At 40.9% G+C, this 26576-nt stretch carries 23 protein-coding genes and 1 CRISPR repeat array; of the genes, 13 read left to right on the top strand and 10 right to left on the bottom strand.

Annotated elements, in window-relative coordinates; all coding sequences use genetic code 11:
• Positions 1-123: 123 nt before the first annotated feature.
• From V7K79_RS10035 to V7K79_RS10020, 4 genes are all read left to right on the top strand, one after another.
• Complete coding sequence (locus V7K79_RS10035; protein WP_335047118.1) at positions 124-1887, top strand: sensor histidine kinase; 1764 nt, start codon at positions 124-126, stop codon at positions 1885-1887.
• A 667-nt stretch (positions 1888-2554) separates the two neighbouring features.
• Positions 2555-2785: a NifU family protein gene (locus V7K79_RS10030; protein ID WP_012408256.1), complete on the top strand. Its 231-nt coding sequence runs from the start codon at positions 2555-2557 to the stop codon at positions 2783-2785.
• A 78-nt stretch (positions 2786-2863) separates the two neighbouring features.
• On the top strand, positions 2864-5098 hold the full coding sequence (locus tag V7K79_RS10025) for a glycoside hydrolase (protein ID WP_335047115.1): 2235 nt from the start codon (positions 2864-2866) through the stop codon (positions 5096-5098).
• 509 nt (positions 5099-5607) lie between these two features.
• Positions 5608-7515, top strand: coding sequence for a hypothetical protein (locus V7K79_RS10020; protein WP_335047112.1), 1908 nt, complete (start codon positions 5608-5610; stop codon positions 7513-7515).
• A gap of 394 nt (positions 7516-7909) precedes the next feature.
• Here V7K79_RS10020 and V7K79_RS10015 read toward each other — a convergent pair whose 3' ends face one another.
• From V7K79_RS10015 to V7K79_RS10005, 3 genes are all read right to left on the bottom strand, one after another.
• Positions 7910-8341 (bottom strand): NUDIX hydrolase, encoded by a 432-nt coding sequence (locus V7K79_RS10015; protein WP_335047110.1) that lies wholly within the window; start codon positions 8339-8341, stop codon positions 7910-7912.
• An 8-nt stretch (positions 8342-8349) separates the two neighbouring features.
• Positions 8350-8802: a DUF3531 family protein gene (locus V7K79_RS10010; protein WP_335047108.1), complete on the bottom strand. Its 453-nt coding sequence runs from the start codon at positions 8800-8802 to the stop codon at positions 8350-8352.
• A 92-nt stretch (positions 8803-8894) separates the two neighbouring features.
• Positions 8895-9827 carry a Sll0314/Alr1548 family TPR repeat-containing protein gene (locus tag V7K79_RS10005; protein WP_335047106.1) on the bottom strand — a complete coding sequence of 311 codons (933 nt, stop codon included), beginning with the start codon at positions 9825-9827 and terminating at the stop codon, positions 8895-8897.
• A 306-nt stretch (positions 9828-10133) separates the two neighbouring features.
• On the opposite strand from V7K79_RS10005, the gene V7K79_RS10000 reads away from it, so the two are divergent.
• Both V7K79_RS10000 and rsmG read left to right on the top strand, forming a co-directional pair.
• Positions 10134-10808 carry an ABC transporter ATP-binding protein gene (locus tag V7K79_RS10000; protein WP_335047104.1) on the top strand — a complete coding sequence of 225 codons (675 nt, stop codon included), beginning with the start codon at positions 10134-10136 and terminating at the stop codon, positions 10806-10808.
• 52 nt (positions 10809-10860) lie between these two features.
• Positions 10861-11595 carry a 16S rRNA (guanine(527)-N(7))-methyltransferase RsmG gene (gene rsmG, locus V7K79_RS09995; protein ID WP_335047102.1) on the top strand — a complete coding sequence of 245 codons (735 nt, stop codon included), beginning with the start codon at positions 10861-10863 and terminating at the stop codon, positions 11593-11595.
• A 360-nt stretch (positions 11596-11955) separates the two neighbouring features.
• Here rsmG and V7K79_RS09990 read toward each other — a convergent pair whose 3' ends face one another.
• From V7K79_RS09990 to V7K79_RS09965, 6 genes are all read right to left on the bottom strand, one after another.
• A complete protein-coding gene (locus V7K79_RS09990; protein WP_335047100.1) occupies positions 11956-12771 on the bottom strand; it encodes a superoxide dismutase in 816 nt (271 codons plus the stop codon).
• 111 nt (positions 12772-12882) lie between these two features.
• The gene (locus V7K79_RS09985) at positions 12883-14004 is read right to left on the bottom strand and encodes an ABC transporter ATP-binding protein (RefSeq protein ID WP_335047098.1); all 1122 of its coding nucleotides are present in this window, start codon (positions 14002-14004) and stop codon (positions 12883-12885) included.
• A 57-nt stretch (positions 14005-14061) separates the two neighbouring features.
• Positions 14062-14328, bottom strand: coding sequence for a hypothetical protein (locus tag V7K79_RS09980; RefSeq protein WP_335047097.1), 267 nt, complete (start codon positions 14326-14328; stop codon positions 14062-14064).
• Positions 14315-14587 carry a BrnT family toxin gene (locus V7K79_RS09975; protein WP_335047096.1) on the bottom strand — a complete coding sequence of 91 codons (273 nt, stop codon included), beginning with the start codon at positions 14585-14587 and terminating at the stop codon, positions 14315-14317. Before V7K79_RS09975 ends, V7K79_RS09980 begins: the two co-directional genes overlap by 14 nt.
• A 65-nt stretch (positions 14588-14652) precedes the next feature.
• The gene (locus tag V7K79_RS09970; RefSeq protein WP_335047094.1) at positions 14653-14814 is read right to left on the bottom strand and encodes a type II toxin-antitoxin system HicB family antitoxin; all 162 of its coding nucleotides are present in this window, start codon (positions 14812-14814) and stop codon (positions 14653-14655) included.
• 26 nt (positions 14815-14840) lie between these two features.
• A complete protein-coding gene (locus V7K79_RS09965) occupies positions 14841-15569 on the bottom strand; it encodes a GUN4 domain-containing protein (RefSeq protein ID WP_335047092.1) in 729 nt (242 codons plus the stop codon).
• Positions 15570-15937: 368 nt separating this feature from the next.
• Between V7K79_RS09965 and V7K79_RS09960 the strand changes: the two genes are divergently transcribed.
• On the top strand, positions 15938-17359 hold the full coding sequence (locus V7K79_RS09960) for an NADP-dependent isocitrate dehydrogenase (protein ID WP_335047090.1): 1422 nt from the start codon (positions 15938-15940) through the stop codon (positions 17357-17359).
• Between the two features lie 391 nt (positions 17360-17750).
• A CRISPR array of direct repeats spans positions 17751-18357; the repeat unit is 37 nt; unit sequence GTTTCAATCCCTAATAGGGATTTTAGTTAATTGCAAT.
• A 301-nt stretch (positions 18358-18658) separates the two neighbouring features.
• Here the strand turns inward: V7K79_RS09960 and ald are convergent.
• Positions 18659-19750 carry an alanine dehydrogenase gene (gene ald / locus V7K79_RS09955; RefSeq protein ID WP_335047088.1) on the bottom strand — a complete coding sequence of 364 codons (1092 nt, stop codon included), beginning with the start codon at positions 19748-19750 and terminating at the stop codon, positions 18659-18661.
• Positions 19751-20328: 578 nt separating this feature from the next.
• Between ald and V7K79_RS09950 the strand changes: the two genes are divergently transcribed.
• From V7K79_RS09950 to V7K79_RS09925, 6 genes are all read left to right on the top strand, one after another.
• On the top strand, positions 20329-20499 hold the full coding sequence (locus V7K79_RS09950; protein ID WP_199784633.1) for a hypothetical protein: 171 nt from the start codon (positions 20329-20331) through the stop codon (positions 20497-20499).
• 367 nt (positions 20500-20866) lie between these two features.
• Entirely contained in the window at positions 20867-21163 is a 297-nt protein-coding gene (locus tag V7K79_RS09945) for a hypothetical protein (protein ID WP_335047182.1), read from the top strand.
• Positions 21164-21240: 77 nt separating this feature from the next.
• Positions 21241-22314: a WD40 repeat domain-containing protein gene (locus V7K79_RS09940; protein ID WP_335047086.1), complete on the top strand. Its 1074-nt coding sequence runs from the start codon at positions 21241-21243 to the stop codon at positions 22312-22314.
• A 664-nt stretch (positions 22315-22978) separates the two neighbouring features.
• Entirely contained in the window at positions 22979-24031 is a 1053-nt protein-coding gene (locus tag V7K79_RS09935; RefSeq protein ID WP_335047181.1) for a permease, read from the top strand.
• A 63-nt stretch (positions 24032-24094) separates the two neighbouring features.
• The gene (locus V7K79_RS09930) at positions 24095-24868 is read left to right on the top strand and encodes a TIGR03943 family putative permease subunit (RefSeq protein ID WP_335047085.1); all 774 of its coding nucleotides are present in this window, start codon (positions 24095-24097) and stop codon (positions 24866-24868) included.
• A gap of 52 nt (positions 24869-24920) precedes the next feature.
• The gene (locus V7K79_RS09925; RefSeq protein WP_335047084.1) at positions 24921-26420 is read left to right on the top strand and encodes an Ig-like domain-containing protein; all 1500 of its coding nucleotides are present in this window, start codon (positions 24921-24923) and stop codon (positions 26418-26420) included.
• Positions 26421-26576: the final 156 nt, after the last annotated feature.

Raw genomic sequence — 26576 nt, 5'->3', positions numbered from 1 at the left:
CTGGTTTTCAAAACACCAAAAAATACCTTATAAAACACAAGAAAGCTGTAAAAATTTATGTATAAATTTCAGCGGCTTTAGTAAAATTACGGTCGGATACTCTTTGTCTATCCAACTCAATTAATGACTATTACTGCCAATTCCCAATTGTCGAATGTATTTTCCCAAAACCTGGAATCCATTACCAGTAATACTGATGGCTCATTACCAACTCTAGGAGCTGAATTGGTTTATACGCAAAATGGGGCAGGACACTATCTGACCTTTTATTGGCAGTATAGCGAACTCCTGGGGTTAAATACTGAAAAAATAGTTGACGACCTAAACCAGACTCAAACCTTTGCCCCGGTGGATAAGGTTACTTATTTGGAACGATTGCACCGAATTTTGACAAGTTTGGTACCAGAAAGGTTTCAGTGTTGGTTTAGCTATCACAAGGAATTATTTGAGTTGGACTTAGCGATTAGTCCGATTATGCCGAGTTTGGGAACAACTGCCACTACAGTTTTAGTGATGGGACGGTTAGTACAAGCGACACTCAACAAAAAACAGGCGTGTGCGGCAGCAAAAACGCCCACACAAATAGAGTTAGCTTTACGATCGCAACAACACCAAAAACTCGTAAATCGCATTACCAGAAATATTCGCCGGACATTGGATTTGGATATTATTTGGCAGCAAACAGTTGACAGTTTGGGGAAAGCACTGCGGGTAGAACGCTGCATTATTTGTCCTTATCAGCCCTCAAGCTCAAAAGTGCAGGTGAAGGCTGAGTATCGCCAGCAAGAACTCAAATCAATGCTTGGCTTAGATATAGATATAGCTTCTGAGCCTGCCTTTGCTCAAGCCTTGGCAACCCTAGAACCAGTTATGATGGAAGTGCCTGGATACAAAGAGTCTGGGCGGCAGAGAACTTTGGTAGTTGCGACTTGCTATCAAGACCAAGCCAATGGATTGGTTGCCTTGAATTGGCAGGATGAATGCTATACATTAACAGAACTGGAATTAGAACTGGCAAAAGAAGCAGCAGATCAATTGGGAACTGCGATCGCTCATGCTACTTTATATGAAGAATTAGAAATAGCGCGTCAAAAAGCCGAAGAAGCTTCCCGCCTCAAAAGCGAGTTTCTAGCTAATGTATCCCATGAAATTCGTACCCCCCTTAACGGTATGATTGGCTTTTTGAAGCTGATTTTAGAAGGGATGGCAGACGATCCAGAAGAACAAAATCAGTTTTTGGCAGAAGCTCATCACTTATCGATACATCTGCTAAATATCATTAACGATATTTTGGACATTGCCAAAATTGAAGCTGGGAAAATGGAGCTAGCTTACGCTCCAGTCAAGCTAGATGAGCTATTCAGCGCTGTAGAAGGTTTCATGCGTCCCCAAGCAGAAATGAAAAACCTCAGCTTCCAGATGCAAATGCCTGCTACCTCCGATGAAATCATTGTCCAAAGCAACTACCAACGGTTGCTACAAGTAATGATCAATTTGGTAGGTAATGCGATCAAATTTACCCATGAGGGTGGCGTTACCGTCAGTGCCGATTTAGTACTCAAAAAGGCAAACTTTCAAGAGCAGCAATTTCCTGGGATGGTGAAAGTACGTGTAGCAGATACTGGTATTGGTGTTTCCTTAGACAAACAAGATAAACTGTTTCAATTATTCTCTCAAGTCGATGGTTCCCGCACTCGCCAGTACGGCGGCACAGGTTTGGGATTAGCAATATCTCAAAAGCTCGTGGAGGCAATGGGCGGCGAGGTACATTTTTATAGTTTGGGCGAAGGACTTGGCTCAACAGTCACATTTACCGTGCCACTATATCAACAACCAGTTATGGTTTCGTCTAATGATGGCGACTCAACAAGTAGTGCTGAGTGTTGATTTAGTCATTGGTCATTGGTCATTTGGAACATTACCAATACTGGGTTTTGAGATTTTAAATTTAAATTTTTTGAGCAACTATTATTTAATAACTAAATTTAAAATTGGGAAGAGTTCTTTCCATAACCATTAAAGTTATATAATTATAGATTGGGTTGAAAAACGAATGATACTAAGAAAAGCCCTTTTAACTAGTTGGAGCAACGGCTGTATCTTAACTGAATGCCATTCGGTTGAAGAACAAAATACAACAAACGCTTAAATATTGGCTTTTGCTCGACTTTACTCCATTTACGAGAAATAGATTTTTGACCCTTTTTTACAGGGAGTGTACTGAGGAGCCTAAAATCCTGTCTTCCGTTGGACTGCAAAACAGAACCTAAAGGCTAGAGTAAAGTAGGAGGCTCAAAGGGAAACAAAGTTTCAGCTAATCTAATCTCAAGTTGCTAAAATCAGCAGTGGTTTAGTCAAAAGTCATTAAAAACTGACACCTGACAATTTATCGGCAACTAGATTTAGGATCGATTTAACAAAGCTGGAAAATAAAACTTTGGATAATGGTTAATGAGTAAGGGTGCATTGGTGATAGGGATCGTTATTATTTTACTATGCCCCATGCCCCATTCTCCATTCCCCATACCCATCCTTAACTTAGCAGGTCTAAACTATGGAACTCACAATTGACAACGTTGAAACAGTCTTAGATGAAATGCGCCCTTATCTCATGTCTGATGGCGGCAACGTGGAACTCGTAGAACTTGACGGGCCCGTTGTAAAACTGCGGCTGCAAGGTGCTTGTGGTTCTTGTCCCAGTTCTGCAATGACCCTGAGAATGGGTATTGAGCGTCGCCTTAAGGAAATGATTCCCGAAATTGCAGAAATTGAGCAAGTGGTGTAAAAGTTAGGAGTTAGGAGTTAGGAGTTATGAGTTTTGAATCAACTCCTAACTCCTTATTCTTAACTCCTAACTATTCTTATGTCCCATCCTCTCTACATTGCTTTTATCTGGCATCAACATCAGCCGCTGTACAAATCTCCTGGCAGCGGCGTTTCGCTATCTCCAAGTCAGCAGTACCGCCTACCTTGGGTACGTTTGCATGGAACTAAGGATTATCTGGATTTAGTATTACTCTTAGAGCAATATCCTAAGTTACACCAAACGGTGAATTTAGTTCCATCGCTGATATTGCAACTTGAAGATTATATTGCTGGCACTGCTTTTGACCCTTATCTCACAGCCAGCTTAACGCCAGATGAACAACTCACCTACCAACAGCGCGAATTTATTATCCAACACTTTTTTGATGCCAATCACCATACCTTGATCGATCCTCATCCTCGCTATGCCCAGTTGTACCAGCAAAGGCAGGAAAAAGGGCAAGCTTGGTGTTTGGCAAATTGGGAGTTGTCAGATTATGGTGATTTGCTAGCTTGGCACAATTTGGCTTGGATCGATCCGCTATTTTGGGATGACCCAGAAATTGCTGCTTGGTTAAAACAGGGTCGGAATTTTACTTTAGGCGATCGCCAGCGCATTTATTCCAAACAGCGAGAAATCTTGAGCCGAATTATTCCCCAACATCGGAAAATGCAAGATGCGGGGCAGCTAGAAGTTACCATTACGCCTTACACCCACCCGATTTTACCTTTGCTAGCTGATACTAACTCCGGTCGGGTAGCTGTGCCCAATATGACATTACCTAAACAACGCTTTCAGTGGGCAGAAGATATTCCCCGCCACTTGCGGAAAGCTTGGGACATTTATCAAGACCGCTTTGGACAGATACCTCGTGGTTTGTGGCCTTCAGAACAATCAGTAAGTCCAGCAATACTTCCAGATATTATTAACCAAGGATTTAAGTGGATATGCTCAGATGAAACCGTCTTAGGGTCGACGCTGAAACATCTTTTTCATCGGGATGGAGCGGGAAATGTGCAGCAACCAGAACTGCTGTACCGACCCTATCGCCTCCAAACCGCCGAGGGTGATTTATCAATTGTGTTTCGTGACCATAGATTATCAGATTTGATTGGCTTTACTTATAGTGCAATGCCAGCAAAACAGGCAGCAGCAGATTTAGTGGGACATTTGCAAGCGATCGCTAAAATGCAAAGAGATAGTCAAAGCGAACAACCTTGGCTAGTTACCATCGCTTTGGATGGCGAGAATTGCTGGGAATTTTATCCCCAAGATGGCAAACCCTTTCTAGAAGCTTTGTATCAAAGTTTGAGCGATGAACCCCACCTCAAACTTGTCACCGTCTCCGAATTTCTCGAAGAATTTCCAGCTACAGCAACTATTCCTGGAGGACAACTACATAGTGGTTCTTGGGTAGATGGCAGTTTCACCACTTGGATTGGCGATCCCGCCAAAAATCGTGCTTGGGATTATTTAACAGAAGCAAGAATTATGCTCGCAAGTCATCCCGAAGCGACGGAAGAAAACAACCCCGAAGCGTGGGAAGCATTGTATGCCGCAGAGGGTTCCGACTGGTTCTGGTGGTTTGGTGCAGGACACTCTTCAAATCAGGATGCCATCTTTGATCGGTTGTTTCGAGAACACTTATTTGGTATTTACAAGGCATTAAATGAACCTGTACCGCCCTATCTCAAGCAACCAGTGGAAAACCACCAAGCACAGGGAAATCACACCCCACAAGGGTTTATTCATCCCGTGATTGATGGTAGGGGTGACGAACAAGACTGGGACAAAGCTGGACGCATAGAAATCGGCGGAGCGCGGGGAACGATGCACAATAGCAGCGTCATCCAGCGACTTTGGTATGGAGTCGATCACCTGAATTTCTATTTGCGGCTGGACTTCAAAAGTGGCGCTGCACCAGGGCAGGATTTGCCAACAGAGTTGAATTTGCTGTGGTTCTATCCAGAAAAAGCAATGGTCAATAGCCCAGTTCCCTTGGCAGATGTACCAGATGCAGCCCCACTTAATTACCTTTTTCACCATCTTTTAGAAGTTAACTTGCTAACGCAATCGATTCAGTTTCGGGAAGCTGGAGACAATCATCAATGGCATCCCCGTTTCAGTCGCGCTCAAGTAGCTTTAAATAGTTGTTTAGAGTTAGCAGTGCCGTGGGCAGACTTGCAAGTTCCGCCAGATTCTCCTCTACGCCTGATTTTGGTGCTTGCAGATGAAGGGCGTTTTTCCAACTATTTGCCAGAAAATACTTTGATTCCCATTGAGGTACCTTAGAACTTAATACCTTTGGTTTTGCGAAATACCAATTAGGGGCGTATATCTGTACGCCCCTAATGTTGATTTATTACTGGAATCTAGACTAGTCAGGAGTGCAAAACTCCAAACCTTAACGGCAATTGATGTAGATCAAACCCTGATAATTACTGGCAGTCATCATATTTATGAAAACCCTTAAGTAGAAAAAATCCTGTCAATTCCTGTTCACTGCAATCAAGATTTGAAAGTTGGAATCTTGAAAGCTTTAATGAAAATAGCCCAGCTATCTGAAGAAGATTTACTTTAATTTCAAATTACTGCGAGAATGCAAGGTGCGATCGCTAAAGTGGCTATTCTTTAAGCAGTAGTTAAACAATAGTTATTGTTGTGGAGAGCGATCGCGCAATTTCACACCTCCCCTCATTTTCTTTTTTAAAGTGAACTATATTGCTTCTGAAAAACAGAAAGCTATACTTGGTCTTGCTGCTCAAAAAACTTATTACAAGGCTGCCCGCTCAGAACAAATTATGTCAGACAATGTTCATGCATCTCTACAATCCTCGGTAGTTCAAATAAGCCAGTCAAGCAATAGTAGTTTCAAAACTGAAAAGGTTTCCAGTGAATTTGAGGTATTTATTTCCTATCGTACTAGCCCCGATCAAAGTCTTGCAGTTGCTCTTAAAGAACTGATTGAGGCAGCAATAGAACCTCGACCTCACGTTTTTGTTGCTGGGGCAGGTGGTCTACGTCCATCTAACATCGGTTACAAACCCCAGATACAAGCAGCCGCACAATCTTCACGAGCATTTATTGCTATCATTACTCAGCAATCCAAGGAACGTGAGTGGCTTTTCTTTGAAGCTGGAGCTGCTTGGGGACGCAATCAGTTGTATGCACCCTTACTAGTTGGTACAAGCCCAAGTGAGCTAGCTAGTACTATGGCTGACTATCAAACAGTGCGAGCATCTGATCGAGAAGAAGTTAAAAATCTCTTAATTGCAGTCGCTCAGGCGGTCGGTGGTAATATTAAGACACGTTTAAGTCAACGATATCAAACTTTTTCTAAACAAATTGAAGCTTATCAAAAAATAGAGATTATTGAAGAAAACATAGAACAGTCTTCATCTCTATCAGAGCTTGTTGAAGAAAACATAGAACAGTCTTCATCTCTACCTCAAGCAATTAAGCTTTTGCAACGTGGAGAAGTAGAGAAAGCTAACACGATATTTGATCGGCTTGAAGAAACTGCATCCACCAACGAAGATAAAGCAAATATTAAAATTGTGAGATTGCTAAATAGTGATCGGGAAGAACGTAACCCTCTAAAGGAGCTAGAGTCGTTAGCTCCTGAATTACGTAATACTTACCATTGCCAGTTTTGGCTTGGCTTATTTGAATCTCGTGTTGCTGCTTCCATCTCCTATTATGAAGAATGCCTACGTCTAGCTACAGCCAAAAATGCTACTTTATTTTCTAACCCGGCAACTCTTTATTTAGCTAAGAAGAGATTCAAAATCGGTGAGCAAGAGATAGCACTTAACAACTTACGACAAGCAATGGTAAGTGAAGATAGAGACCTTAGAACTGAAACTGTAGAAACGTGGCAAAATCTTGACCAAAAGCCTCACTTTCTTGAGAAACTAGTTATTTTATTAACTGGTTTAAGCGATAAAGCTGACTCTTCAATTATGCTCAACGCCCTCACAGAGTTGGCTCTCGATCATAAATGGTCTTCTTTGCTTACTTATTTCGCTCAATGTGCAGATCAGGTTGATGTTCAAGGAACTGCTGCAAATAATCTAGGGCGTGCGTTTTCTGAATTAAAACTTTATTCACTTGCATATCTTGCGTATGCTAAAGCAGCTGAAGCTGGAATATCTGTGGCTAAGGTTAATATTGCAAATCTTCATTTATGGAATCCTCTTCCGGCTGCTGGTCTTAAACTTTTAAAAGAACATACAGGAACTTACGACGCTGCTGACGCTGGATATCCATACCATATTCGGGCTGAACTTGAGCGAAGTGTCCAGAAAGAGCATAAAAAAGCAGAAGAGCTATATAAGCAAGGGTATAAAGTTGCCGAGATGATAGGTCATTTTGGGTGGGAAGCGATTCGCAGTAACAAGCTCACTCTAGAAGGCAAACAAATTGAACTAGAATCTGGAATAGTAACTATCAAAGGAAGCGAACCAAATTGCCTCAAGTTCATTACAAATGATGAAAAAGTTTACTTAGAACTAAAACGTATTGGTCGTACTATCGGACTATGGCAAGCTGCCAATACAGACTCATTTACAGCCCTTTATTGCTTTACAGAAACAGGTTATATGCTTGAGTTAAGTGTACATTTGACAGAAATCACTATAGAACCCATTCTTAAAAAATATCCAATTCTCTATGTAGCTGAGGCATTAGTGCAATCGCCTTCAACGTAGTTTGGGTTTCTTGAATCAACTCAACACTTGCTTCTACTCAAACCCTACTACTTCGGCTAGGGGAGCGATTGCATTCCCAATTCAGGGCAAACGCATCTAAATTACTCTTGATCACAACGAAGGTTAAGAACCAACGAAAAAATCAGGATTTCGCGCTTAATTATTTTTTAAGCCCCAAAGCGATCGCCTAAAATTTTCGCAATAAGCAAGAGTTAATGACATTGTTTTTAGTTCTATTGAGAATAGACTTTGCTTGTTGACATGATGCGGCCGCCCTGATTCCCAATTTTGATCATAAGATGAGTGCTTATTGTGCAGGAATGGTGGCAAAATCTAAAGCAGAATTAACTCAATCAGTATATTGTGTTTTTGCTGAGTGCGATTTCCAAATGATTTATAAATATTCAAAAAAGACTTCAGGTACTAATCTGAATTCCCCAGATTTCAAGCGAGATATATCTATCCATAACGCTCTATGTTTATGATGTGGCGATTCGGAAAAAATTAAACTTTCCAGTTGATAAAATTTGGAATCAACAAAGTCACATTGAAAAAGCTGAATAATTTCATGACCTTGCCTACCATTAAATGTAAACAGGTTCTCTATACAACCGAGATATTTAATATTTGTTAAATCTGCCTGAATTTCCTCTTGAAACTCTCGTTCTAAGGCGGCACGGCTGGTTTCGCCAAATTCGACCCCGCCGCCTAAAGCCCGATAAAATGTTTGTTGTTTTACGGGATCGTAGCCTTCAGAAAGAAATATGCCATCGCCATTCCGAATTAGCCCCAAAGCTATTACGCGAATTTCGCCTGCTTTATTCATTTTTATAATTAATTCTCATAAATAGACTGAGGACGACTTTCGCTATCCTCAATAGGCCAATCTGGATTTTCGCCACCGATGTATAATTCTTCAATGGTGACATATTCCTGATTTAGTTGAGTGAGGGCATTGATTAAAATATCCAGAGCGATCGCATCACTGGTTCCTAAGTCAAACCAACAACGTCCCCATTGTCCCTCATATTCAAATTCACCAATGTTATGCATCAATGCTAGTAGGCTTTTGTCATAGCCTTGTTCATCATAATTCATGTAGCTGATATCGAGTCCAGTGTCCTGCACCTGGAGATTCTCTGCATTAAATGCACCCAATTTACCCAGATAAAACCAGGAATTGAAAACTTCTTCTACATATTGCTTTTCACGCGCAGAAGGATTTGTACTGAATTTCAGCCAAATCCACACATCAAAAGGATTAATTTCGCGGAACTGAATCTCCATTTTGGTCTAATATCTCAATTACTCTCTTGGAAATAAGCATATCAAAATGGGGAATAGGGCATAGTAAAAAAAACTTAATCGCCAATGCCCAATTATCCAGGATTTTTAAGACTAACTGCACTTCTGCGTTCGCGCTCAATTTGTTTGACTAAATCGCCTGGTAGTTGGGATTTTTTAGTCAATGCTTTGTCAAAATTAGCGATCGCTTCCTGGAACATCTGCTGGCTTTTTTCTTTTTGCCCCAGTTGTTTAAGGATTTGGGCTTTGAGATAATAAATTTCTGGATTATCGGATGTGGTTTGAATCGCCCGATTCACATACTCTAGTGCCTCTGGATACCTTTTTAAATCTCGGTAAGCAAGAGCAATACCCCGATCCACTAGATATTGAGGAGAAGCATTTTGTTCTAAGCGTTGAATTGCCTGATCTGGGCTAGCAAAAGGCAAATTAACCGCCAATAATAAATCCATATAACCTTTGATTAAATTCAGTTCTGGATCGTTGGCAGAAATCGCTTCGGCTTTGTCTAAATATTCATAAACTTGTCGCAGCCGACTCAAGGCTTGGGGTACACCGTTGACTGTACCTTGACGAGTGATAACTACTGCACCTTCTAAAAAATGACCAACAGCAGTGTATAAATTACCACGTAATGGATCGCTAGGAATCAGTTTTTGTCCTGTTTCTAGAGTTTTCTGACTATAGGTGTCAAGTTTAGCCCAATCCTTATTTCCGTATGCTAAAGATGCCTGCATAGCATAAGCTAGAGGTTCATTTGGCTCTTTGGATAGTGCTTGTTCCAGATAACGAGCTGCTGCTGGATAGTTACCTTGTTGAAAAATCGCTTTAAAAGCTGCTTCTGTTTGGTCGCCAATTGGATGAGGTTCGCGATTGCGAAATGGATCGCCAGCCAAAGAGGGATTTACCCACAAATTAAGTGCGAACGCAGTTGCAAAAGCAGTCTGAGCAAAGGTAGTGAGTTTAGCAAACACTACTAATCGAGGCGAATAAAACCTTTTAATCATTTTAACCCTCAGAATAATTGCGGTTGAAATAGTTGTATGTGTTACTTAGAATGCAAAAATGGTTAATTTTAACTTACCTCTGCTTCAACCAAAATTTTCTTATATATTGGTAATCTTTCTATGTTTCTAGGCTTGCTTTAACCATTATTTCAGGCTTAGTCTGCCACAATAAAGAAAAAGTGAATAATTCTTGCTGCTAAATTAAGGTGTTAATCCAGGTAATGCGTTATAAATTTTTCCAGAATTTTTCAGATCCTCTCAGTGTAGCTAATCAGTAATTTGCTGACTTTTTGGTAATCTTAACAAATGCTTTATCTCCGAAATGTAAATTATCATCCGACAGCGTGTCCAACAGCGATTCTCAAATCGATCAATTTAGAATTAGCACCCCAGCAGCTAGGTCTGATTATTGGCCCGAGTGGTTCGGGTAAAAGTACCTTACTAGAAATTTTGTCGGGACTAGCCGAACCCACTACTGGCGCTCTCTTCTGGCGGGAACAAGAACTTATAGCCGAACAACTACAACAATTAGCCGGGTTGGTATTTCAGTTTCCAGAGCGACACTTTTGTGGTGGTTCGATTTTAGAAGAATTGCGTTTAGGACATCCTGAGTTAGGATCAGAACGAGTCAGACAGGCGCTGAGTGAAGTGGGATTAGAGCATTTATCGCTATCTGCTGCCCCTTATGCTTTGAGTGGTGGTCAACAACGACGTTTAGCTTTGGCAGTGCAATTAATTCGCCAGCCAAATTTACTGTTATTGGATGAACCCACAGCTGGTTTAGATTGGTCAATGCGTCGGCAACTGGTAAGTTTATTAGCGAAACTGAAACAAGATTGGACATTGTTGATCGTGACACACGATGCTGGGGATCTGTTAGCGATCGCAGATCGATGCTGGACACTCAACCACGGTGAATTACAATCAGTAGACCCAAAGACACTAGAATCCAAAGTCAATGAACCTTTACCAACGGTGTGAGAGGAGAGCAGGGAGACAAGGGGACAAAAAGAATAACCATACTCCATGACAAATGACAAATTTATTGCCTGAGATGGCAGAAATCTGGCAGCAAACTCTCAATTGGCAACCTTCTGTCCAACAGCAAACGCAACTTCAAAAGCTTTATGAGTTAATCCTAGAAGGTAATCGCCAACAAAATTTAACTCGGATCGTTGAACCCCAAGAGTTTTGGGAAAAACATCTCTGGGATTCTCTGCGGGGAATTGCGCCCTTGTTATCAGCAAATTTTTACCCTGCTTCTCCCGCTATCATCGATATTGGTACAGGTGCGGGTTTTCCGGGTGTTCCAGTAGCAATTACTGTACCTAATTGCACAATTACTCTTCTCGATTCCACTCGTAAAAAAATTATTTTTCTCGACAATATATTAAATGAACTTGCTCTAACCAATGCCAAAACTATTGTTAGTAGAGCGGAAGAAATTGGTCAACACCCACAGCATCGACGAGCTTATGATATTGCATTGATCCGTGCTGTAGGGGCAGCCTCCGTCTGTGCAGAATATACTTTACCACTCCTGAAACAGGGAGGTTTAGCCATAATTTATCGCGGTAATTGGACAAAGGAAGAAACCACAGATTTACAAAATGCTGTTAACCAATTAGGTGGTGTGATTGAGTTAATTGAAAAATTTACCACTCCTCTAAGTGATAGCATCCGTCATTGCCTTTATGTGCGTAAGGTAGCAAATACAGCACTTAATTTTCCTCGTGCTGTAGGTGTACCTTCTCAAAAACCGCTTTGAGGAGGAATCAGTGCGAGAAAAAGGCGTTGCTGAGTGAAAGGATGAATTAGCCACATAAAATGACTTCTCCCCTCTTGCGGGGAGAAGGTGAGCAAAAATCAAAATAAATTGGTAAAAGTAGCAGTTTATAGTGTTGGAGATCAGCGTGTGGTGACAACGTGTGAACGGAGTTCACAAAAACAATTTCAGGAGATGGAAAACTTTTGTCGGTTGACGAAGCAATCAAGGTTTGAGTTGACGTTTTTAGACTGACGATTGCGAACACTTGCACTGCGTTTTTCATTAAAAAAAAACTGGCAGCAGAATGTTGTTTCTGTAGCCAGTTTTTAAGCCCCTATAACTCTAAATTATTGTCTGGTTTCAGGCAAATTTACTTGCTGCTGCAAACCGCTTATTAATTTCATCCCAATTAACCACGTTCCACCAAGCGTCTAAATAATCGGCACGGCGATTCTGGTAATTGAGATAATATGCATGTTCCCATACATCATTACCCAAAATTGGATATTTACCTGCACTTAAGGGAGTATCTTGATTGGCTGTAGTTGCCACTTCCAACTTGCCACCCTTGTTACGCACTAGCCAAACCCAACCACTACCAAAACGACCAGCACCAGCCTCGTTAAACTGTTTTTTGAAAGCTGCAAAAGAGCCAAAATTTTGATTAATTGCGGTGGCTATATTCCCTGTTGGTTCTCCCCCACCTTTCGGCTTCATAATTTGCCAGAACATTGAGTGGTTGACATGACCACCGCCATTATTACGTACTATTTTGCGAATATCTTGTGGTACGCTGTCAATTTTTTGCAACATTTCTTCAACAGTTTTGCCTTTGAGTTCTGGATGTTTGGCTAACGCTGCATTCAGGTTTTTCACATAAGTTGCGTGGTGTTTATCATGGTGAAATTGCATCGTTTTGGTATCGATGTGTGGTTCTAGTGCTTCGTAAGCGTAAGGTAAAGGTGGTAGTTGGATAGCACCTGGTGTACTTGCCGTTGTATTTGCTGCTGTATTTGGTGTTGTATTTGCTGCTGTATTTGCTGCTGTATTTGGTGTTGTGTTGGAAGTTGCAGTGTTTCCCTGAGAAGATTTCTCTGCCGATGCACAAGCGTCTAATGCAAAAGCACCAGCACCCGATGCAAGTAAAACTAAGAAATGGCGTCGATTAATAGTCATATAAGTTTTTACAACGAATCTATTGAGTCTATATTGCAGTTTTCATTTTCTTAGATTTTGGCTACAAAAAATTAGAAATTAGCGATTACTTCTGGCAGTTTAAGAAACTATTTATAAAATTCTGTCCCCAGTTTTGGGATCGAATACAAACAAATGATTTAAATCGAGCTGTAGAGAAAGGCGATCGCCTAGACGAAGACGCATATTACCGCCTACTTGAATATTCAACATCACCTCCGAACCAGGTAAACTAGCACGAATCAAAGTTTCTCTTCCCAAAGGTTCCACAACCTTAACTTCAACTGATAATAGTCCTGAGTTTTGAGTACTGTTAGCGGTAGCGGGAGGATCAGCTCGTTCTGAATCAGTGTTGATTTTAATATGCTCTGGACGAATCCCTAAATTAAAACTATGTCCCTGACGCAAGTGTAATTTTTCATTTACAACGGCTGGAATCGCTAATAACTGTCCACTCACATCAAAACCATTGTTTTGATAGATTCCAGGCAAAATATTCATTGGCGGACTGCCTAAAAAACCTGCCACCATTTGATTAGCAGGATTTCCATAAATAGTTTGGGGATCGCCAATTTGTTGAATACGTCCTCGATTTAGGATGACAATTTTATCAGCCAAAGTCATCGCTTCAACTTGATCGTGGGTAACGTAAATAGTTGTAATGCCTAATTCTTGATGTAACTGTTTCAATTCTGCCCTGGTATCATCGCGCAATTGGGCATCTAAATTAGACAAAGGTTCATCAAGTAAAAACACTTGTGGTTCACGAGCGATCGCTCTCCCTAATGCTACTCTTTGTTGCTGTCCCCCTGAAAGTTGTTTGGGTTTACGATCTAGCAAGCGATCCAGAGAAAGGGCTTGCGCCACATTCATCACCCGTTCTTGAATGATTTTTCGGTCAACCTTCCGCATTTCCAAGCCAAAGCCGATGTTTTGCGCCACACTCATGTGAGGATAAAGAGCGTAGTTTTGAAACACCATCGCCACATCTCGTTGTCTGGCTGGGATATTATTCACCAAGCGATCGCCAATATAGAGTTTGCCAGATGTAGCGGTTTCTAAACCGGCGATCGTTCGCAAAATTGTAGACTTACCACAACCCGATGGCCCGACTAAAACCCAAAACTCGCCATCAGGAATTTCAAAGCTAATGTCCTCAATTGCGGTGACGTTATTGAATCTACGCTTAATATCTTCTAGACGAACGTTTGCCATTATCTGATTTGATATTTTTAGTTTGGGATCATGTGGCAAGTAACCTCCAACTCAGTACTAGGGGCTTTTATCCGCCCCTTTTGAGGAACTGTGAGGCTGCTTTGTAAGTGCAGAAACTTGATTGTCCTGCACAACTCTAATCAGAAATCTTAGAGCTTCATTAACAGCATCGGCATTGGGAAAAACCTCTGCAACATCAGGTTCTAAACGAATTGTTGTTTTACCAAAGCTCTTTCGTTCAAGGCCGAATTTTCTGACTCTTAGGCTTTTTAAGTCATACTCTGAACGCAAATCCTCTTCCATTTCTGGCTTATTCTTCTTCATATACTTCTCGCTCGGCTCGCGTTACTTCTCTTGCACTAATGAGACGAATCGAATTTCCCCTTTCCGTATACGACATGATTAGTAAGCGTCCCTGATTTGACTCTCGAATAATAAGGTAACGCTCCTCATCATCAGAGTGGTCTGGATCATAGAAGTCAACATAAAGCGGATCGTCGAAAACAGTTTTGGCTTCTTCAAACGAAACCTGATGTTTTAAAAGATTTATTGCCGCTTTATTTTCGTCCCACTCAAACTTCATGAAATTATTAAATCACTACCTTTTGAATACCGATAAATTCTGGTATTTTTTTCATCAATTTTTGTTTATAAACAAAGTTCAATTACTTCTTTTATGTTAACCATCAACTTATCAATTGTTTCCCCTTGACTGTAACAGGCTTGTAGCTGAGTTACTTCTCCGACATAGTAGCCATCTTCATCCCGTTCAATAATGACGTAGAATTCTCTGTTGGTGGGATTGATCATAAGTCTATTTGTCCGTAGGCTCAAAATTATTTTTCTGGATTTTTAGACCAAGCTGGGTGAGAAAGTAAAGAAGCAAAAACTCGTACTCCGCGAAGTTGATTAGAAAGGGGTAAGTGACCTTTAGGCGCACTTAAATCCCAGGTAAACTCGTTAGGGTATCGCGTCCAGTTATTACCTGCCTTCCAGCCAATTTTCGGCCAGAAATTCTCCCAATTTTTACCCAAACTCAACCAGATTTCTCGCTGCACTGAAAAACCAAATTTACCTTCGGAGTAGACTAACCATAGGTTGTTAATGGTTTGTAAGTCAACAGACGAGGTATTTTCTACTTCGGTAAAATACAACCATTTTCGTTGTACAGCCGTTGGCCCTGATAGTTCGCACATTTTTTCGATGGTGACGCGATCGGCTGCTTGGAAATCTTGAGCAGCAAGTAGTTGTTGCAAAGAATTGTAATTAATCCCGCACTCTGATTTTAGAGGTACAATTCCTTCAGGAAAATAGGAACGCAAAAATTCTTTGGCTTGAGGTGCATCAGAGTTGTAAAGCATTTGGTAGGCTTTGCCGTCAATCCAAGTCACTGGGTTATCACGTCGTTTCAGTAAAAATTCCATCAACACGTTTAATCCCTCATTACCCAACTCAGCTAATTGTGGGATTATCTGTTGTTGGACTTTTTCAGACCCAGTGATTAACAGTATTCGGAGAGAGTCGATGTCATTAGCAGGGCCTGATAAAATCATTGGGTCTGTCATGCCATTCTTGTGTTAACGGTCAGTGAAAGAGCGGTAAGCTATCGGGCATTCTCTAAAGTGAAGTACTGATAGCGAAAAGTAGTTTACTATTTTTGATCGTACAAAATTGCGATCGCTTCACTGAAATCCCACACTTAATTCCCAAATAATGTACAAGGGGAATAAGGGGAAAATCTGCGGATTGGGGACTGGGGACTGGGGACTGGGGACTGGGGGAACATGGACAAGAAGGGGAATTATTTAAAAAATCACTCCATTGTCTCTTCCCAATACCCAGTCCCCAATACCCAATACCCAGTCCCTAATATACAAGCCTGCCACATCAGGATTTTTTGACTAGCAGTGTATCGATTAGGAGTGTGTGAACGATGTACGAAAAGATTACCCCCCCCGGAACCGGAGCAAAAATCACCTTCAAAAATGGTGAACCAACTGTACCGGACAATCCAATTATCCCCTTTATTCGTGGCGATGGTACAGGTATAGACATTTGGCCTGCTACCCAAAAAGTGCTAGATGCTGCGGTAGCCAAAGCATATAAGGGTCAGCGTCAAATTAGTTGGTTCAAGGTTTACGCTGGTGATGAAGCTTGTGATTTATATGGTACTTACCAGTATTTACCTCAAGACACTCTTACGGCAATTGAAGAATATGGTGTAGCTATTAAAGGGCCTTTAACTACTCCCGTTGGTGGGGGAATTCGTTCTTTAAATGTGGCACTGCGACAAATTTTTGACTTGTATGCCTGCGTGCGTCCTTGCCGTTACTATGCAGGTACGCCCTCACCCCACAAAAATCCTGAAAAGCTAGATGTAATTGTTTATCGGGAGAATACAGAAGATATTTATTTAGGCATTGAGTGGCGACAAGGTAGCGAAATCGGCGATCGCTTAATTAAAATTCTCAATGAAGAACTGATCCCCAGTACCCCAGAACATGGGAAAAAACGCATCCCTCTTGATTCTGGTATTGGCATCAAACCCATCAGTAAAACTGGTTCCCAGCGTCTAGTTAGACGTGCGATTAAACACGCTTTGCTATTGCCCAAACACAAGCAACAAGTGACTTTGGTGCATAAGGGCAACATCATGAAGTACACCGAAGGCGCTTTCCGCGATTGGGGTTATGAACTAGCAACGAGCGAATTTCGCCAAGAAACTGTTACCGAACGGGAATCTTGGATTTTAAGTAACAAGGAAAAAAATCCAAATATTTCCTTGGAAGAAAATGCCCGCGAGATCGATCCGGGGTTTGATGCTCTCACTGAAGAGAAAAAAGCGCAAATTGTCAAGGAAGTTGAAACTGTTCTTAACTCAATTTGGGCAACCCACGGCGAGGGAAAATGGAAAGATAAAGTTTTGGTGAATGACCGAATTGCTGACAGTATTTTTCAACAAATCCAAACCAGACCGGATGAATATTCGATTTTGGCGACGATGAACTTGAACGGCGATTACTTGTCTGATGCCGCCGCCGCCATTGTTGGAGGATTGGGAATGGGGCCAGGAGCAAATATTGGTGATTCTAGTGCCATATTTGAAGCTACACACGGTACTGCACCGAAACACGCCGGTTTAGATCGGATTAATCCTGGTTCAGTGATTTTATCTGGTGTGATGATGCTGGAATTTATGGGTTGGCAAGAAGCGGCAGACCTAATTAAGAAAGGTTTAAGCGATGCGATCGCGAGTAGTCAAGTCACTTACGATTTGGCCCGATTGCTAGAACCGCCAGTTAAACCCTTAAAATGTTCTGAATTTGCCGAAGCAATTATTCAGCATTTTGGTTAAATACACTGGTGTTAACTTAAGTTCTGGTGAATAGAATTCGCACGCTAGCTTCAAGTCTTTTAACCTGAGATATTGCAGCATTGTCAATTACCTCCTAAACTCGACTTTATCCATTTTTTCCCCAACGCGATCGTTTCAACTGAAACCTTTATGGAACATTAGTTTTACTTTTTTAACTTCATCGATAATCTGTGAGGTGGAAAAAGTATTTGCTAATAAGCTAGGGTTTTTGCCGGATAATGAAAACCGAGTCTTAATTTTGGATAAAGTCGAGCTAAGATACTGTTTGAAAAGTCAGACAAATGGTAAAAAACCTCTCTCAGTATACGCTGTGAATAGATAGTAGACAGTACTGAGAGAGCAACATGAGTAAAGCATACTCTAATTTTTGGTTTCAATCCCTAATAGGGATTTTAGTTAATTGCAATTAAAAGTTAATTTAAGGTTGTCTCAAAAACAAAAAGTTTCAATCCCTAATAGGGATTTTAGTTAATTGCAATTAATTGTTTTTGAGACTCAGGAATAGGCATTGTAATGTTTCAATCCCTAATAGGGATTTTAGTTAATTGCAATTTGTTTGACGGAACAAAAAGCTATTGAATATCTGTTTCAATCCCTAATAGGGATTTTAGTTAATTGCAATATTTAATTGATAAGGTGATTCAAGACCCAATAAAAGTTTCAATCCCTAATAGGGATTTTAGTTAATTGCAATAGGAGGTAGCAACCCTCATCATATTGTGATTTTTGTTTCAATCCCTAATAGGGATTTTAGTTAATTGCAATGGAACAATGCTCGATTACCCGGAGTTAGAACTAGTTTCAATCCCTAATAGGGATTTTAGTTAATTGCAATTTCAGCCATTGACGCTGAATGATATTTTATCAGGTTTCAATCCCTAATAGGGATTTTAGTTAATTGCAATTATCCCTGTCTGGTCTTCAAGGATGACATTAAAGAGTTTCAATCCCTAATAGGGATTTTAGTTAATTGCAATCGCTGGCTTCTGAAAGCGCTGCTGTATTTGGTTTTCAAGGTTCAGTTGCGCGAATGAACGAATCATAACACAGGGAATAGTAATATTACAAGATACAAATCGCTGAAAACCAGTCCCCATAAGGTGCGCGGATGGGTTGAAAGTACCATTGCCCTCAAAGTCTTGTATAGATGGAGCGTACAGCTTTTTTTACGCCTTCTGATTTTGTACACCTACCCATCCGCGCATTTGGCAAGAAAATTAGTCTAGTTACCGATCGCTACCACCATTAAAATAAGCGATCGCCTAATTCTTGCACACCTTAATTTATCAAATCAGGGAACACTTCTTGCACAGCAGGATGCACTAAGCGATGATTCTGCACATTCACACCTTTAGCTAATACTGGGTTAACTTCCAGTGCTAAAATTCCAAAATTCGCCAACTGGACAACATAAGGTAATGTACTATTATTAAGTGCCTGAGTTGCTGTCCAAGGTACTGCTCCTGGCATATTAGGAACGCCATAATGCACCACACCCTCTTCAAGGTATACCGGATTTGTGTGGGATGTAGGGTGTAAGGTTTCTATGCAACCGCCTTGGTCAACGGCAACATCAACTATTACCGAACCAGGACGCATTTGCTTGACAAATTCGCGAGATACTAGTATAGGCGCTCTACGTCCTAACACTAAAACTGCACCAATAAGCAAATCGGCTTCAATGACTGCGGCTTCAATATGAGCAGAGTTGCTGTAAAGCAATTCGACTCTAGAGCCAAAGAGTGTTTCTAAATAAGATAAGCGCTCGACACTCACATCTAAAATCTGTACGTTCGCACCCATGCCTACAGCAATTTTAGCTGCTTCTGTGCCGACAACACCGCCACCTAAAATTACTACTTTGCCTGGTTTAACTCCAGGCACACCGCCCAAAAGTACACCTCTACCACCTTGTTGACGTTCTAAGAATCTGGCCCCAAATTGTACTGCTAGCCGACCAGCAATTACGCTCATGGGAGTGAGTAAAGGTAATCTGTTAGCACCAGGTTGTTCTACAGTTTCGTAAGCGATCGCACAAGTGCCACAATCAATTAAATGCTCTGTCAATTTGCGATCGGCTGCTAAATGTAAATAGGTAAATAATATCTGCCCTTTTTGCAAAAATTTATACTCAGAGGTCAGAGGCTCTTTGACTTTAACAACCAATTCCCGATTCCAAGCCATTTCTGATGTAGGGACAATCTCGGCTCCAGCAACTCTATAATCATCATCAGAAAATCCAGCACCATTACCTGCTTGCGTCTCGACACAGATGCTATGACCATTTTCTCGCAGCACCCGCACGCTAGAAGGACTTAACCCTACCCGAAACTCTTGATCCTTATTTTCCTTGGGAACGCCGATTTCCATATATCGCCTCAGATAATTTTTTTTGTTTAACTGTAGCCTTCCAATTTCAAGCTTGCTACTTCCATCTTGTTAGTTCCGTATTAGAGATAGCTGGATTAGAAATACCTAACTTCTGTTCTAACTTTCTCAATTCAATCTGAGTAGCCCAAACTCTTACCCTTGACTATTGCCCCAGTATTTATACAATATATAAATAATAGTAACAATTTATTAAAAAAACGATTGTATACAGCTTACTACTAGTATTGTATTAAGCCAACCTTGCGGAGTTCGTAACGAGGGCTAAAGTTTTTACTACAAAGTTATTCATCTACCAAAGTTGATGTGGTGGATTAGTAGGAGGCTCTTGCTGAATTTATCAAGTCATTTTGGCATTCAAGCACTGCAATTAACTTTTAAGCTATCCTGACTTTTTATGTCATCTGTAAAAATTCAAACTCTCTCTTTTAAAAAGAGAGATTTAGAGAGAAGTTTTTCAGATACCATGAAAAGTAAGTAGTAATTATACCTACATTCCTTGACTTCTACCAGAAGTCTGATATCAAGTCCCGTCTGCCAAAAAAAGGTTTCTGAAAAACATGACACAAACACAACCAACAATTACACCTAAACTAGAAGAGCCTAAGTTTGGCTTTAACGAATATGCCGAACGCTTGAATGGTCGAGCTGCAATGATTGGCTTTGGTTTGCTGCTGGTGATTGAATATACAAGCAATCAAGGGGTGCTATCATGGCTGGGTCTGAAGTAATGCCATCAACAAGCACGATCTTGAAGTTGTAAGCTAGTAATTAAAAGAGTTTCAACCAGCTGGAACAACCAGTTGGTTTTAACTTCAATATATTGATAGCGGAGTACTTCGCCCTAAATAGATTAATTAAACTTATTCATAAATAACTGCCCTAGAATGTAAGTAAGAGAGGAATTTAAATATTTATTAGCAATCAAAATATCATAGACTTGCAGCTAGTATATGCAAGGCGATTAATGAGTAAATTTCCTCCCCCTACTAAAAACAATCATGAATTAGTGTCTGCCTTGAATGAGAAAGGCAAATTATGGGTGAGGTATTCTTGGTAAATATACACAAAAGGTGAACTGGAACTAACCAAGCTGTGATGAATGCTGTATTACCTCGTTTTTTGAAGTCAACCTACCGAAAAGAGCCACTAATCAGTGTATTGATAACGATGGGTGTTATGGATGCTATGATTGGCGGATTGAATGATAGCTGGTCGTTGTTTGCTTTTGGTTTGGGAACGGCAGGGATAGCGCTAGGCTTTAAGTTGTGGCGTTTTCAGCAGCGTCGTATTTTACCAGAGGAGCCTGTAGTGCAACATTATTTGCCCTCTCGTTCTTCTTCTACTGCGCCTTTACCAATGTTAAGCGTTTCTAAGAAAAAACCACCTCTTTAAGATATGCAGAGTTATTACTTAAATAACTCTGCAAAATTTATTGGGTTTAACTGTATTTATAAAAGTGAGGAAAAAGAGTGAGTAGTGAGGGAAGAGGTGGCGGTAAATTTCTGCGACCAGATATTATCCTGGCATTTATGGCAGCTGTGGCCCTTCCAGTGATTACTTGGGAAGGGTTTTATATTCATCAAGCTCATGCTGCTATTGAAGTAACGCCAAACTTCCCAGCTAATACCAACTTTGCTAATGCTCAACTGCTTTACACACTCATCGGACATAACGGAACCATTAAATCCCTTGCTTTCACTCCAGATAGCAGAATTCTTGTGAGCGGAGGTGCAGAAAACGAAGGTATAATTCGCCTGTGGAATTTAGCAAAGGGTAAAAAGTTAGCGACTATTAACAAAGCACACAAAGAAGCCGTAGAATCTTTAGTAATTTCACCAGATGGGCAAACCCTGATTAGTTGTAGCGATGACGATACAATTAACCTCTGGAACCTGAAAAATTTAAAATTTAGCCGCTCTTTTGTCGGACATACCAGTAACGTATTATCTTTAGCGGTGTCTCCTGATAGTAAAGTTCTCGTCAGTGGAGCTTTAGATGGGATTCGTCTCTGGGATTTGCTACAGCAGCGTCCTCTAGGGACTATAGTACGCTTTGATAATTCGATTTATACTTTAGCTATCAGTCCTGATGGACAGACCTTGGCTAGCGGTGATAATAAGGGTGTAATCAAGCTGTGGAACTTGAGTACTGGTAAATTAATCAGTCAATTGGCAGCTCATTCCGATGTTATTAGTGCTGTAACCTTTACGCCAGATGGACAAACATTAATTAGTGCTAGCCACGATCGCACCATAAAACTGTGGAATATTAATACTGGAGAATTAGTCCGCACTTTTACAGGACATAATAACTGGGTAAATGCGATCGCCCTTAATCCCGATGGACAAACTCTTGCTAGTGCCGGCAGAGATGGGATTAAGTTGTGGAATTTAACTACAGGCGAGTTAATAAATACACTGAATGGACATTCAGACTGGGTAAGCGCGATCGCTTTTAGTCCAAATGGTAAAATTCTTGCCAGTGGTGGATTTGATCGACAAATCAAGATTTGGGGGATTCCCACAAAACGTAATCAAAAATAATCGTCAAAAAGTAGACTATATCCCCGATTTCTTTTCAGAAGTCGGGGATATTATTTTTACACTCTTTTTAAGGCTGATTGACTCGCCATCACTCAACTTTTTATATTATGCAGAAATTCAGGCGATCGCTAATGCCAAAATATTTCCCCAATCATTTCCTGTATCTGCTAAACTTTGGTCTTGCCTTTTTAAAATTTTTGTAGTAAAAAATCAACCAAAGCTCAAATCAAATTTTGCTAGAACTAGTCAAAATCAATCATGGTAGCAACCAACAGCGATGTCTACGACGGGCTACGCCTACCCCAAATTTTGAAGAACTGTGAATACTTGATGAAAATACAGCCGAACTAATATTTTATCCAGCAAATTACTGTAAGTATAAACATAGGTAATTTCAAATCATCTGTGCAGTTACTTGCTCTCTAGATGGGAACAATTTCTGAACTTAGACAATCTTAGAAATGGTCATTGTTAGTAAATACACTCAGTTAAAAGTCACGAAATTTTGTGAAATCAAGGTTTGTAGCGCTCAAGCGTTATTTGTAAATAGGATAACTTGCTACATAAATGATGTTTAATTTTCCCGAACTGCTTTTGATCCCCATTTCGATAGAATGACTAAGCAGAACCCTAAAACTAAAAACCGCTTTTGACTGCGACGCCCATGAATCAATTGAACAATGGTTTTACGCTATTTTTAAGTCTGCTAGTCGAGGCGATGCCTTTTTTGCTTCTTGGGGTTTTATTCTCCAGTTTGCTGCTATTTTTTGTTGATGAGCGCAAACTAGTAGAAAAAATGCCCAAAAATCCGTTGCTGGGTGCTTTAGTTGGCAGCGCGATCGGCTTTTTATTTCCGGTGTGTGAGTGTGGGAATGTACCGGTAGCGCGGCGATTCCTGATTCAAGGAGTACCCACACCAGTGGCAATTGGTTTTTTGCTAGCAGCACCAACAATTAACCCAATTGTAATTTGGTCAACTTGGACAGCATTTCGAGATCAGCCAGAAATAGTGGTCTTAAGAGTCGTATTTTCCTTAGCAATTGCCACAATTATCGGGTATGTTTTCAGTTTTCAAAAGGATTTAAATCCCATAATCCAACCTGCGATCGCTCGTTATATGAAGTTTAATCCACCCGCGCAGCCTGAAACCAAACGCCGTGGTAAAACTTACCAAGCACAAGAGGAAGCAACAATACCAAATCTCTTGCAATCTGGGACTTATATCTTAGGAGGAAAAGCAGGTATACCTCTACGGATAGATGCTAATTTCATACCACCTACTACAGTCTCTACTTCCAATAAACCGCTAGCAGCAAAACTGCGCTTAGTTGTGGATAATAGCATCCAAGAATTCCGAGAACTCGGCGGAGTCATGGTTCTTGGAAGTGCGATCGCTGCTGCGATTCAAGTCCTAGCTCCCCGTGAATTAATTCTCAGTTTGGGTGCTGGGCCGATTACCTCAATTGTGGTCATGCTGATATTAGCGGTAGTCGTGTCAATTTGTTCTACAGTTGATTCTTTCTTTGCCCTATCTTTTGCCTCAACCTTTAGCAGTGGTTCATTGTTGGCATTTCTAGTGTTTGGCCCAATGATTGACATCAAAGGTATTGGTTTGATGTTATCCATTTTTAAACCCAAAACAGTTTTTTACTTATTTGCTTTAGCAGCACAATTAACATTTGTGTTTACACTTTTCCTAAACTTGCACGTCTTTTAAAAAATTATTTGTCATTAGTCCATTGTTAATAACCAATGACTAATGACCGATGACTAATGACCAATGACTAACAAAAATCCCAAATCTAGAATCCCAAATTTATTACTCCCTTGGCTCGATGCTCTAGCAATTACAGCTTGGGGCACTTTGATGTTGAGATATTGGCTAACTAACAAGCTGAACCTGTTAATTCATCCAAATTACATTTGGTTCGTAGTTGTGACTGGTATCAGCTTGATTGTTATTGGTTTCTTCAAGATGCAGGAACTTTGGCAACGTCGTCGCCGTGATGTGACGCCAAACGCTCCGCATATTAGTTTATTTCCCCCTGGTTGGGGCAGTACTTTGTTGTTGACTACAGCGATTCTAGGTTTTATTATTACACCGCAAGTTTTTGCCAGTGATAAAGCACTCCAAAGGGGGGTGACGGCTGATTTATTGGGAAGCACACGTGTCAAACCTCAAGCCTTTCGGGCTACTGTTCGTCCAGAGGAGCGATCGCTTGTAGACTGGGTACGCACTGTTAATGTCTATCCAGAGCCAGACACATATACAGGACAAAAAGTCAAGGTGCAGGGATTTGTCATCCATCCCCCGGATATAGGAAAAGAATATTTGTTTTTAGCTCGATTTGTCTTAACTTGCTGTGCAGCAGATGCTTACCCAGTGGGATTGCCCGTTAAACTCCCAAATAATCAAGAGCCTTACTCTGCTGATACCTGGCTGGAAGTAGAAGGACAAATGGTAACAGAAAATTTGGCAGGTAAACGCCAACTTACCATTGCCGCTACCTCTCTCAAAAAGATTCCTCAACCCCAAAATCCTTATAGTTATTAGTTGTTTGTTGATGACAAATGACTAATGACAAATGACTAATAACAAATGACTAATGACTAAATCTAAAGCATTTATCCAACCACTGGATCGTATAGCGATCGCACTAATGCTACTGCTGAGTGTGGTGATTGGGTTAATCATCTTGCAAGGTGATGTGGTAACTGCTCGTGTCCGGGAATTTACCTGGCAAAATCAACAAATTGGGGCAGAAGATAATTCTTTCACCCTCACCTTCAGCCGCCCAATGGAAGTAAAAAGCGTCGAGGATAACTTGAAAATCGAGCCACCCTTAGCAGGTAAATTCAGTTGGGCAGGGCGGCGGATGGTTTATACACTGATAACACCAGCACCTTATGGCACAAATTATAAAGTGCAGTTACAGGGAGCTAAAGATAAGTTTGCGGAGCAAGAAGGCAAAAATCGTGTCATACAGCCTTTTACAGGTAGCTTTCGGACACGCGATCGCGTTATTCTTTACATCGGAACCGATAAAGAAGAACAGGGACGGTTAGTTCTTTATAACTTAACCCAAGAGCAAAAAAGGGTACTTACCCCCAAAGACCTGATAGTAATCGACTTTGAGTCATTTCCTGATGGGGAGAAAATTTTATTTTCTGCTCGCGCCGCAAACAATCAAGACTTACTTTCAGCCAAACTGTATACGGTGACAACAGGCGTTTCTGCTAAATCTGGACAAAAAGCAGAATCAGAAGGCAAAGTTGACCTAACTTTAGATAGTAAAGATTATCAAAACCTGAAATTTGACTTATCACCTGATGGGCAAACTATTGTCATCCAGAGGGGAAATAAAACTAATCCTGGCGACTTTGGACTATGGTTTATGCCAGCAATCACTGATGGTTCAGCAGAAAAACCCACCCCGAAACGTCTAAAAAGCCAACCAGGGGGAGACTTTATGGTGACACCAGATAGTAAAGCTGTAGCAGTTGCCCAAGGACAGGGAGCAGCGATTTTACCACTGCAAGGTGATGCTAGTAAACCCCTGGATTTTCTGCCGCAGTTTGGTTTGGTACAGGCTTTCTCCAAAGATGGCTCTCAAGCAGCGATGGTAAAGTTTAATACAGATTACACGCGGGATTTATTTTTGGTGACAAACCAAGGTGTACAGAAACAGCTATTAAAAACAACAGGCTCAATTCTCAGTTGCCAATTTGACATCGCTTCACCCACCCTCTATTGCTTGCTAACACAGCTAGTATCCAAGGAACAATACATAGAACAGCCCTATGTGGTAGCAATTGATTTGAAAACTGGGCAACAGAAACCACTGTTAGTACTGCCTCCGGCTCAACGGAATGTGCAAATGAGTTTATCTGCCGACGGTTTGGGCTTGTTATTTGACCAAGTAGTACCGCAGACAAACACAACAGCATCATTACCCGCAAATACTTTGAAAACCGATGACGGAGATGTTATTGCTACCAGTAGCCTGTGGTTAATGCCTCTGTTACCCATCGCCGATGCTGCGACTGTTGAAATTAGACCAGAACAACTCCCCTTAGCCGGATTTCATCCCCGGTGGCTACCTTGAGCGAATAATTAATTCGTAGTTCGTAATTACGAGTAGCAATAACTTTAGGATGGACACCACTACAAACATCAAATTTAGGTTGCCTCGTTCCCAGTCTTGGACTAGGAATTTTCCTACAAGGTATGTGGTTAAAATAAATTAAACCTGCTGTAATTA

Origin of the sequence: Nostoc sp. (assembly GCF_036917575.1) — a bacterium.
Taxonomy (GTDB): Bacteria; Cyanobacteriota; Cyanobacteriia; order Cyanobacteriales; family Nostocaceae; genus Nostoc.
This window is presented reverse-complemented; position numbering and strand designations above follow the sequence as displayed.